At 55.7% G+C, this 9369-nt stretch carries 16 protein-coding genes and 2 pseudogenes; 9 read left to right on the top strand and 9 right to left on the bottom strand.

The annotated features are described in order from the left end of the window. Positions 1 to 2: 2 nt before the first annotated feature. Positions 3 to 344: pseudogene (locus ACIQV9_RS04240) on the top strand (SDR family oxidoreductase); the annotation flags it as partial. Positions 345 to 359: 15 nt separating this feature from the next. Here the strand turns inward: ACIQV9_RS04240 and ACIQV9_RS04235 are convergent. Beyond that, the gene (locus ACIQV9_RS04235; protein WP_403098420.1) at positions 360 to 722 is read right to left on the bottom strand and encodes an NUDIX hydrolase; all 363 of its coding nucleotides are present in this window, start codon (positions 720 to 722) and stop codon (positions 360 to 362) included. Between the two features lie 212 nt (positions 723 to 934). Here ACIQV9_RS04235 and ACIQV9_RS04230 point away from each other — a divergent pair, with 212 nt between their 5' ends. Together ACIQV9_RS04230 and ACIQV9_RS04225 are read left to right on the top strand one after the other, a co-directional pair. Beyond that, the gene (locus ACIQV9_RS04230) at positions 935 to 1135 is read left to right on the top strand and encodes a DUF2188 domain-containing protein (protein WP_403098418.1); all 201 of its coding nucleotides are present in this window, start codon (positions 935 to 937) and stop codon (positions 1133 to 1135) included. A 118-nt stretch (positions 1136 to 1253) separates the two neighbouring features. Then, positions 1254 to 1601: a hypothetical protein gene (locus tag ACIQV9_RS04225; RefSeq protein WP_403098416.1), complete on the top strand. Its 348-nt coding sequence runs from the start codon at positions 1254 to 1256 to the stop codon at positions 1599 to 1601. A gap of 18 nt (positions 1602 to 1619) precedes the next feature. Here ACIQV9_RS04225 and osmE read toward each other — a convergent pair whose 3' ends face one another. Then, on the bottom strand, positions 1620 to 1973 hold the full coding sequence (gene osmE / locus ACIQV9_RS04220; RefSeq protein WP_403098414.1) for an osmotically-inducible lipoprotein OsmE: 354 nt from the start codon (positions 1971 to 1973) through the stop codon (positions 1620 to 1622). Between the two features lie 13 nt (positions 1974 to 1986). After that, a complete protein-coding gene (locus ACIQV9_RS04215) occupies positions 1987 to 2235 on the bottom strand; it encodes a hypothetical protein (protein ID WP_403098412.1) in 249 nt (82 codons plus the stop codon). A 179-nt stretch (positions 2236 to 2414) separates the two neighbouring features. On the opposite strand from ACIQV9_RS04215, the gene ACIQV9_RS04210 reads away from it, so the two are divergent. The 3 genes from ACIQV9_RS04210 to ACIQV9_RS04200 all read left to right on the top strand — a co-directional run bounded on the left by ACIQV9_RS04210 (position 2415) and on the right by ACIQV9_RS04200 (position 3364). After that, positions 2415 to 2633: a hypothetical protein gene (locus ACIQV9_RS04210; protein ID WP_403098410.1), complete on the top strand. Its 219-nt coding sequence runs from the start codon at positions 2415 to 2417 to the stop codon at positions 2631 to 2633. Between the two features lie 72 nt (positions 2634 to 2705). After that, entirely contained in the window at positions 2706 to 3041 is a 336-nt protein-coding gene (locus tag ACIQV9_RS04205) for a hypothetical protein (RefSeq protein ID WP_403098408.1), read from the top strand. 101 nt (positions 3042 to 3142) lie between these two features. Next, complete coding sequence (locus ACIQV9_RS04200; RefSeq protein WP_403098406.1) at positions 3143 to 3364, top strand: hypothetical protein; 222 nt, start codon at positions 3143 to 3145, stop codon at positions 3362 to 3364. 18 nt (positions 3365 to 3382) lie between these two features. On the opposite strand, the gene ACIQV9_RS04195 is transcribed toward ACIQV9_RS04200, so the two are convergent. From ACIQV9_RS04195 to ACIQV9_RS04180, 4 genes and pseudogenes are all read right to left on the bottom strand, one after another. Further along, complete coding sequence (locus ACIQV9_RS04195) at positions 3383 to 3613, bottom strand: DUF6555 family protein (protein WP_403098404.1); 231 nt, start codon at positions 3611 to 3613, stop codon at positions 3383 to 3385. Positions 3614 to 4095: 482 nt separating this feature from the next. Then, complete coding sequence (locus tag ACIQV9_RS04190) at positions 4096 to 4284, bottom strand: hypothetical protein (protein ID WP_403098402.1); 189 nt, start codon at positions 4282 to 4284, stop codon at positions 4096 to 4098. A 213-nt stretch (positions 4285 to 4497) separates the two neighbouring features. Further along, positions 4498 to 4743, bottom strand: a pseudogene (locus ACIQV9_RS04185) (alkene reductase); the annotation flags it as partial. A gap of 25 nt (positions 4744 to 4768) precedes the next feature. Beyond that, complete coding sequence (locus tag ACIQV9_RS04180; protein WP_403098400.1) at positions 4769 to 6364, bottom strand: lactate dehydrogenase; 1596 nt, start codon at positions 6362 to 6364, stop codon at positions 4769 to 4771. A gap of 155 nt (positions 6365 to 6519) precedes the next feature. Between ACIQV9_RS04180 and ACIQV9_RS04175 the strand changes: the two genes are divergently transcribed. Together ACIQV9_RS04175 and ACIQV9_RS04170 are read left to right on the top strand one after the other, a co-directional pair. Then, positions 6520 to 6747, top strand: a complete 228-nt coding sequence (locus tag ACIQV9_RS04175; protein ID WP_403098398.1) for a PLD nuclease N-terminal domain-containing protein — start codon at positions 6520 to 6522, stop codon at positions 6745 to 6747. Between the two features lie 141 nt (positions 6748 to 6888). Further along, positions 6889 to 7086, top strand: coding sequence for a hypothetical protein (locus ACIQV9_RS04170; RefSeq protein WP_403098396.1), 198 nt, complete (start codon positions 6889 to 6891; stop codon positions 7084 to 7086). A gap of 404 nt (positions 7087 to 7490) precedes the next feature. Here the strand turns inward: ACIQV9_RS04170 and ACIQV9_RS04165 are convergent, their stop codons facing one another. Together ACIQV9_RS04165 and ACIQV9_RS04160 are read right to left on the bottom strand one after the other, a co-directional pair. Continuing rightward, positions 7491 to 8540: a tyrosine-type recombinase/integrase gene (locus ACIQV9_RS04165; protein ID WP_403098394.1), complete on the bottom strand. Its 1050-nt coding sequence runs from the start codon at positions 8538 to 8540 to the stop codon at positions 7491 to 7493. Position 8541: 1 nt separating this feature from the next. Further along, positions 8542 to 8784 (bottom strand): DUF4224 domain-containing protein, encoded by a 243-nt coding sequence (locus ACIQV9_RS04160; RefSeq protein ID WP_403098392.1) that lies wholly within the window; start codon positions 8782 to 8784, stop codon positions 8542 to 8544. Positions 8785 to 8887: 103 nt separating this feature from the next. Here ACIQV9_RS04160 and ACIQV9_RS04155 point away from each other — a divergent pair, with 103 nt between their 5' ends. Further along, positions 8888 to 9109, top strand: coding sequence for a hypothetical protein (locus ACIQV9_RS04155; protein ID WP_403098390.1), 222 nt, complete (start codon positions 8888 to 8890; stop codon positions 9107 to 9109). Positions 9110 to 9369: the final 260 nt, after the last annotated feature.

Raw genomic sequence — 9369 nt, 5'->3', positions numbered from 1 at the left:
TTCGCAGCATCGATCGCGTGCCGTATGGCGCGGCGAAGGGTGGCGTCAATGCGCTGACTGCTTGCCTGGCGTTCGAAACCGCCGGTCGTGGGGGCCGCGTCAATGCCACTGCGCCCGGTGGCACGGAAGCACCACCGCGAGTCATACCGCGTAACAGCACCGAGCAAAGCGCCGAAGAAAAGGTCTGGTACCAGCAGATCGTCGAGCAGACGCTCGACAGCAGTTTGATGAAACGCTATGGCACGCTCGATGAGCAGGCCGGCGCTATTCTGTTTCTGGCCAGCGACGAGGCGTCGTACATCACCGGCATGATCATGCCGGTGGGCGGTGGCGACCAGGGCTGAGACGACTGCGTAAACTTACAGGCGACGCTGGAAGGCTCTGACGATCTTGAGCGTGGCGTCGCTTGTGTTCAGGTTCTGGACAGCGTCGAGCGGATACCACATGCAATCGAAAATTTCGTTTTGTGGCCGTGCCTCGTCCAGGTTGAGCACCGACGCCTCATAAACATGGTGCCGGGTGCTGCCCGTTTCCAGCGCCATCAGATACAACAAACCGTCGACCCCAAGCCCTGTTTCTTCCTGGAGTTCGCGCATGGCTGCACCCGCAGTGGTTTCACCACGCTCGACTTTTCCCCCGGGCAAGGTCCAGCGACATCTGGGTTTGCGCACCAGGAGAACATGCCGATCCTGTTCGCAAATGACTGTTGCCCGTACTTTCATGTGTTACTAAACCGCCGCTTGTCATAAAACAGTCATTAAAATGCAATATTCAGGCCCATGCCTCTGTTTCAAAGGGTTGGAGTCAGGTAGGCGGTAGAAAGTGCAAAGGGATGTCGAAAACCTGACACGACGTCTGGTCGGCACTTGGGCAAAGGCCGGGTGTAAGGTAGCCAAGTCAATCGTGGCTTATCACTGCCGAAAAGGAGGTGACTATGAGCGTTCCGATGCTGAATAAAATGCACATGAACGGTTATGACGTACTCAGCGTAAACAACGGCCCTTGGCGGGTGTGTACCAAAGGCGACCGTCTCGGTGCCTTTGGCAGCAGAGAAGAGGCACTGGCATTTGCGGCAGCGCTTCCTGCCTACAGAGCAAGAGTGGTTCGATCGACGCCAAGCGAGAAATCAGAATGAACGTGAGCTTGAAGCCCTGGGATGCCGGGGCTTTTTTTGTCTTGAAACCAGGGGCGGGAGGATTTTAAACGTGACATTGGGATGATAGGGTGGCCGCTGTCAATTCAAAGAAGAAAGCATGTTGAAAGGTCGCGGGACTGCTCTGGCAATGTTGTCTGCTCTTTACCTTGCCGGTGTCGGTCAGGTGCAAGCCCAGACGCAAGGCGAGATCCACACCAATCAAAAGGTCTGCGATGTTTTCCGTACATTGGCCGGATCGATCATGCAGTCTCGGCAAAATGGCGAATCGAAGGAAAGTCTGCTGGCCGTGAAGTCGGGTAATCCTGATCATGACAAGTTGGGCGCCATGTTGATCAACGAAGCGTACAACCAGCCGGTCCAAGATTCTCCAGAACTCAAAAGCCGAAAGATCAATTCGTTCGCGGATAAATGGCGGGACACTTGTAATAAGCCAGCTTCCAGCTAGGTCGCTACCCGATGTTGGCTAGTAACCTCCGCCGCCTGCACTGCGAGAGGGTTCCCTGGCTTTTTGCTGTGCGTGACTCCATTCCGCGCAGGTCATGAAGCTTTTGTGGTCGACCTTGCCCCTGTCATCGAAGCTGATGTTGTAAGCCTTCTGTTGACCGGCCTGCGTCAACTTGTAGTCAAAACAAGTGCCAGGCACCACTGTGCGCTCCGTTATCGTTAAAGGCTGACCGCCAATCTGCTGAACCTGATCCTTGCTCATGCCGGACTCGACTTTGGCGACCAGTGGCTGGTCCCGATAAACGTGTGAATCAGAGCTGCAGCCACCCGTCGCCGCCAGCACGACGACCAGCGCGAATAGAGGCGTGTTCATGACAACGCTCCCGTTAACGAGCTTTCTGAGGTTTCGTCCGGCTGATGATCTTGGCTTTCACTTCTTCGGCATAGCCCGCCAGTCGCTCTTCATCACCTTGAAACAGGTCGCACAACTTCATGGCAGCTTGCGCATCCACATCATTGCCGGCCAGGCGTAGTTGCTCTGCGATGCGCAAGAGTTCCACTGCCGACCACCTCAGGTCCGACGCAACGCCTTGCAGGTCACGCCGAAGTTCGTTTTCATCTTCGTTGAGCCACATGATGACCTCCTGCTGATACCCCGCTACAAAAGAGTAGTCCCAATTAACGGGCGGGGCGTTTGCTCCTCTGCTGCTCAATGGATGGAAGGTGCGCCGCTTGTCGGGAGAATGAGCGCGAACGAACAGGTGTGATGTCGTACTGAAGTGGCGAATGTTCGCTAGGGCGAGGCAACTTTAAAATGACCACTACCGATGATTTCAGGTTCCATGCGCATGAGCTGATAGTTGATCTCGACGCAGCCACCACGGAGATGATGAAGCTGATTTCGGCCCATCAGTTGAACGGGCCGGAGTGGGAGCGGGTCACTCAATGGCAGCATGAAGCGTATGAGCGATGGATGACGTATTTGAACGAACGGTCTTATCCGAGCCCCGACGACCACAACGTAACCCCCTGAGCGACGATTCTATTGATGGATGTCTGGACCGCTACGCGCTACATTTCCCGTTTTTCAGGATAAGGAAGCGTCATGCGGATGTTGATTGGGGGAGTAGCGATGGCGATGCTGGCGGGTTGTTCATTGCCGGCATCCCTGGTTCCAGGTGAGCCTAACGTCAGCAAGTACAGTAACAAGGCGCCCAAAGAATACGCCGCGTGTCTTTTGCCACTATGGCAGCAGGAAGTCCCCAAAACGACTCAGATCGGTATTTCCAATGGCTACCGGATCAACGCGCCAAGCATTATTACGGCTGACGAGATTCTGGACATCGTGAAATACAAGGATGGCAGTCGAGTCTCGCTGTATCAGGGGCCACCATGGGCCAAGTCGGACGCGATGCGTAAAGCGGTTCGCAGCTGCTTGTAACTCACTGCATGTGAGTTTCGTATTAGCGCCGTATGTCGGAACCGTGGAACGGTGATTCGCCGGAAAACTTCCAAGTAACAACAGTCCTTGGGAGTTTGGCGATGAATGATGACCGAAAGAACGAAGCCCTGGCTGCCTGGCGCAAGCTCCTGAACGAGCCGGAAATTCGCATGGATGCTGAAGAGCAGTACGACGAGTTGCTCAAGGCGGCTGATGAAATGGAGCGTTTCGGGCTGATCAGCGGCGTGGAATGGCGCAAGTTAGTGCAAGAGGCGAACACTGCATTTGCAAAGGCTACAGAGGGCGTGGGCGGCGGCACTTAGGCAACCGCACACTGGCATTTACGGTAACTCCTCCCAACTGACCTGCATCAGGCCATATTCCTGTGCATGGCAGCGCAGCGCATCGAAATCTTGTTGAGCGTGATTGTCCCCATACGAAAACCCGATTCCCGAGTGCAGGCAGGCGTAGTACCAAGCGTCTGCCTCAGTCATGTGGGAGTCGGGTTGAACAAAAATTTGCCGAGTCTTGTTAAAGCCATACGTGATTTGAAAATATCGAGGGCGGGTCATCCGAATCTCCAGGTGCTGCCACTACGACATTGATGGCGTAGTGCCAGTTCCTTATGTTTCGGACTTTTGTCATCTTCAGAAAAGAAGTGAAGTTTTTCCTGCATTCAGTCTTGCATGCGCTCAGGGCACGTTGACGTGGGGGTGCTCAGCTAACATGCATTGAAGGCATTCGGTATTGAGCTGCAAACATTCTTCCTCGGCCTCTGTCCGTGTCGGGTAGGTGGTGGGAAGCCTGCGCTTTTCTTCATTGTCATAGAGGTTGAACCCTATGGGGGCGGTTTTGCAGTAGAAGCGCGTTCCGTTGCGCGTTGATCCCGTTTCCGTGGGAATTGCAGGAACCACAACGAATCTTGGAATCATCCTCGCGTACTCCTTCCGAATTCACCTTAACGTGTAGCGGCTACTGGCCACCACCGCAAGGGAGCCCTTGAAGTTTCCGATGAACAGGCCGGCCTGCTAAACAGTTGCTGGCAGGGAAGCCATCAGGAATTCGGGCGGCGACGTTCGGGGCCAGAAGGGTTGCCGGTGTCTATCAGCCTTCGTTCTGCCAGGACATTATCAAGTGCCTGGCGGGCATTTTGGTCCAGTTGGTCCTCTCTTTCCTTGAGAGCAAGCAAGATAGGGCTGGACCAGGCGCGATAGATTTTCTGGGCTTTGTAAATGGACGTCATCTATCCTCCTTGAGCACGCGCCCACTGGGTAAAAGGGCCATTCGATTCGGTAGAAACCCTAGTCGAGGAAACGGCTTTGCGCCAGTGAGTTGCACTGCAATGGTGCGCCTGGGTTGGCGTTGATTGCTCTATCCAGGAGCGCCATCGCGGCGCGCAGCCCCATCCCCCTGTCCTTAGCGGTGTAGAGCGCGTAAATCAAATGCGCAGCGACGGTCAGGGATGAACCGGGTAATCCACGTATCCACTCTGATCGCCACCAAAGAAGGTGCTCGGGTCGGGCGTATAGAGCGACAACCCGTCGCGAATTCTTCGTGGCAGATCAGGGTTGGCCAGAAACGGTCTGCCGAACGCGATGATGTTCGCGCGGCCGTCGATCAGGGCCTGTTCCGCCGTCTCGGGGTCGTAGCCACCGGCGACCATCAGCACGCCGTCCCATGCCGCACGCAATTGGCCGATGACCTCACGCCGCTCACTCCGTGTACCGTTAACCCTTGAGCTCGCTCGGATTGCTGATCAACATCACGTTGCCCTGAATAGTGGCCAAGGTGTATTCGAGCAATGACGTGCCCCGTCCCAGTGTTGCGGCCTTGTCCTGCTCCAGTGCTTGTTGCAGAACGACGAGGAAATTTTGCGTCTTCGAGGACGAGGCGGGGATCACATTGTCCTCTTCCAAATGCCCCTTTATGTATTTGGAAATGCGCGTGGACTGGCTTGCCGAATGGCTGACGGATGCTTCGACCATCTCACCTTCGACATAACCGATGCGGCTGGTGCTGCTGGCCTGATCGTTGATCTGGTAGTACCGGTAATTCTGCGATTCCGAGTCAGTGGTCAGTTCCAGCTTTTGCCCGGCATACAGTGGCTTATGGTACTGGGCTGTCAGATGAGATTGCTGGTTCTGGACAAGGGTGCGATTGAGCCGATTCAGACCTTTGGATTGCGTGGATTGGGATAAGTCGTAGCTAAACGAATCGAGCTCGCCGGGCCGCGCAGGATTACCGTTTACAGTCTTCTCGGTGACCGTCGCGTTGAAATCGGCCAGGCCGGAGAGCAAGCTGCGGTCGGTGTCTGTCAGATGGTTCGAGCCTGGGGGCTGCTGCACGGTTGCGGCGAGGCTTTCCGAGTAATTTGAGTGTACGGTCTTGAACGCGCTTTCGAACATCGATAGCAGGCGTTGGTCGCCGTCGCCTCGATCGCGCGCCGCTTCTATTTGACGGAGGTAGCTCTCGAGCGCCTTGGCCTTCTGAGTGCTGTTGCCGAGAATCGCAGCATTTTTCAAGTCCACGCCGATGTTGAGAGCGCCTGCCGCGCCGCTCATGCGCACGCGGCGCTGGCTTGCATCGGCACGCAGATCAAGGGTCTGCGTGCTGTCATCACTGAGCTTGAACCGTGTGACCAGGTCGACCGAAGAAAACACTTTGGAGTCGAACTGCATCAACGCGTCCAGCTTGAGTTGCGGCGGCACCGCAGTGAGTCCTTGAATGGCCGACTCAAAGCCATCCGCCATTGCGCCCAGCGCAGCCAGTTCTTCTTTGCTCAGATCACCGCCCTCGACCTGAGCCTGCACCGCCAGCGCATTGTCCTGACTGGACAGGGTCAACTGGACGGTTTTGCCACTCGCTGTTTTCAGCGTGAAGCTGATGGAATTGTCCGCGACGCCACTGTGAAGTTTGGCTTGGGCAGCCGCCAGCTCAGCAGCCTCAAGAGGTCTTCCAGTCGATGAGCGAATCACTGACTGGGAAATGTTCTTGTTGGTTTCAGCCAATTGCAAAAGCAGTGAAGCGCCCAGGTTCTGGAACCGGCCGGCAGTCGACGAATTCCCGAAATTGCCCCTCATGTGCAAGGACACTTTGTCATGCTGCGTGTATTCCCAGGAAAGCGGCGCGTCAAGCTCCGCTATCACACCCCGAGAGGTATATGTCTGGGCATCGATGGCTTTGTTGTCTTGCAGCAAAGTGACGATCGACGAGGGCGAAGACACGGTGACTGTCGATTCGGCGGGATGGCCGACGGGCACGGAGGTGGCCACTTTGGCGACCGTCAGTGGCTGTGTGGCGGAGATAGAAGATATTACGGTCACGGCTGCTCCATGCTGATGAGGTCCTGGGTAATTTGTCGGCGGTGATTGTGACAACTTGAGGTTTGAGTGCGGGAGGTAGAACCTGCGAATTGAAACTTTGGAAACCTTCGATCGCGACCGGCCTAATCCTCTATATGAATCAGGAGGGCATAATCATGTCCGAAGCCGCTAGTTACTTCGCGATTGCCGTAGCAGTGATCATCTTGCTCGTTGACCTATGGGCAATGGTCAGTGTGTTCCGCAGTGACAAGCCAGTGGGCACAAAAGCCGCCTGGGCAATCGGGTTGATCGTTTTCCCGGTGCTTGGATTGATTGCCTGGGGGATCGCTGGACCGCGTGGGGTCAAGGAAGGGCCGACATCACCTGAACACAGCAAGGGGTGATTCGACCTCGTACTGGGTGAGTAAAATCTTCTGATCGCTGGGCTTCCTTCCGCCGTTCGTCCAACGCTTGGCACTTGCGCTGCGCTTGTCGTCTCTCATGTACAAGCACGGACATCCCGCGCATCAGAACGGAGAGCCAGCATGGACATTGATGAAAATGCGCCTGGAAACATTTCTCAGGCGGGCGTGACGAGGGGCACGGATAACGAAACAGGCCATGATCCCAAGGGGAAGGAACCTGAGGTTCCGCTGCCTGCGGACGACGAAGCGCCTGTCGATGAAGAGATGGTAGATGTGGATGCCAATAACTCGGTGTCGAGCGAGCATCCCAGACCATAATGATTACTTTGAGTTGATGAGCCCGGCCAATGAGTCGGGCTTTTTGTTTTTTTGGTGCTGGTGTGTGGATTGCTCGCTAGCATCGAAATGGCTTGGAGCTATCAATGGCGGACGATCAAATGAACCCTGACAGTCATGGAATACACGCCGAACGAAGCGGGTTTTTCCAAACCCCAGAAACGACAAAGCCCTGAATAATCAGGGCTCTATCGGTACAAATATGGCGGAGGCGATGGGATTCGAACTCATGGACCTGTTACAGTCGACGGTTTTCAAGACCGATATATCGACGTAATCAGGCTGCGGCTTGTAGCGATTTTCCGTTCCATTACTTTAATTTTTCAGCACCTCTACAGACCGCATTCTACAAGGGGCCTGCTTTGAGTTATGGAACGGATTTTCGGCTATTTTGATGGCTTGGCAATGGCGCCAATCCGACGGTAAACACGCTCGGTGATGTCGCCTTTGGTGTGTCCCAGCAGCAAACTCGCCTCGCCGACGTCGATGATTTCCGACGCAGCTTTCGGCCTGATGTCACGGAACTGGAATCCACCGATTTTCGCCGCCAGCAGTTCGTCGCCGACTTCCATTGCCGCCAGTTTCGCTTTCTCTCGCGCTATGTCCCAGCGCTTTCTCAGCATCGTCGCGGTCATCCGTTTCCCGTGCCGGCTCACGATCAGGTAGTTTGAGACGTGCCGGGCGTTGCGCTCGGTTATCTCGGCGATCAGCCGGCCCAGGCTGTTTGCTTTGCCGTCGGTGGTCATCTGGATACGCAGTTTCTTGTGCGTCTTGTTCTGCTGCACTCCCAAATACCCCCCCTCTGCATCATCCTTTCGCATCACCAGGACGTCTGCCGGTCGCTGCCCGGTCAGATAGGCCAGGTCCATCGCGTCTTTCAGCTCTTGAGCTGCCTTCTTGTAAACCGCATCCCACACCAAATCATTCGCGTAATAGTCCCGTGGCGTTTCCTTGTTTTTGCGCACGCCCTGGCACGGGTTTTCCTTGATAGTCAGCCCCCACTCCCGGGCGATGTTGAACACGTGTGAAAGAGTGGCGATCTCCCGGTTTGCCCGGACCTTGGCCGTCCGCGCATCCCGATACCCGGCGATCGTTGCCGGGGTTATCGAGTCGATCGGGGCACTGTCGAACATCGGCCGGAGCTGCTTGATCTCCGACAGGTTGTCCTTTTGAGTTCGTGGCGCCTTTTTCGAGACGACGTCGCGGATATATCGGTCGAAGATGCCTTTCATGGTGCGCAGGTCGAGTGGCTTTTCCTTGGCTTCGAGTTCAGCCCATTTGATCCTGGCCTTGTCGAGGTCCTTGCCCAGCGAAATGTCTTTGCCGAGCAGGTCCCGGTAGTAGTAGGCCGTCCAGGTACTACCGTTTTTGCGTTTTCGAGATCGTTTATACATCCGAGGGGGCAGGTGGTGATGCTCAGTCTTGCGGGGGCGCATATCAGTTCACTCGCGAAAAATCAGGCGTCCATGCCGGCGCCGCCGGTGGAGGGTTTGGGTCGGCGATGGCGGGCGAGATCATGCCCAGTTTCATACGGGCGTACATCCGGCCAACAAGTGGCCGCTTCCCGCGGCTTTCGACGAACACCCACTGGCGGTCCACAAGCCAGCGCCGCTGGTAGGCCCTGGCCTTGTAGCCGGTGAGTTCCGCCAGCTCCTCGTCTGAGAGGATTTCAGTTTCCATAGCGATGCTCCATGCCGCGCGTGGCGGCAGAAGGTGGTTGATAGTGAGTGGTCGCGCCTGGTCTACAGTTGATCGATGCGCTACTTGATTAGGAGAAAAATGAATGTTCAACAGGTATCCCGAGCAGAAGCGGAGCCGAAGGTGGCTTGGGGTGCTTGGCGCCGCGTTCATGGCATTGGGGATATTTCTGATTGTCTTCGAGGCCGTTGGAGGCGTTCTTTTCGTTTGTATGGGCAGCGGCTTAGTGCTGTTGGTGTCTTTTGCGAATGAAAAGACGTTTGCGAGGGCACTGCGCGTGCTGGGCTGGTTCAACGGACTCTCGTGAGTGGATCGCCGTTCACCGGCAGGCACTGTGGTTAAATAAGAGAAATTAAGGAGAGGGGCTATGGAAAGGGTATTTCGAAATCCGTTGTTTTTAACCGGACTGGTGTTGGCTATCTGCGGCATTGCTATCACTGCGCCAGGCCTATGGATCCCCGGGATTGTCTTGGTGGTTTGTAGCTGGGCAAAGGGGAAGAGGTAAACCTGAGGTTATCGCCGTGGCCCCGAGTAGATGAGCCAGGCCATGTAGGCGAGGGCATAGAC

It is taken from the genome of Pseudomonas sp. NPDC099000, assembly GCF_044759925.1.
Classification (GTDB): Bacteria; Pseudomonadota; Gammaproteobacteria; order Pseudomonadales; family Pseudomonadaceae; genus Aquipseudomonas.
Note: the sequence above shows the minus strand (reverse complement) of the source record. Positions and strands in the feature narration are given on the sequence as shown.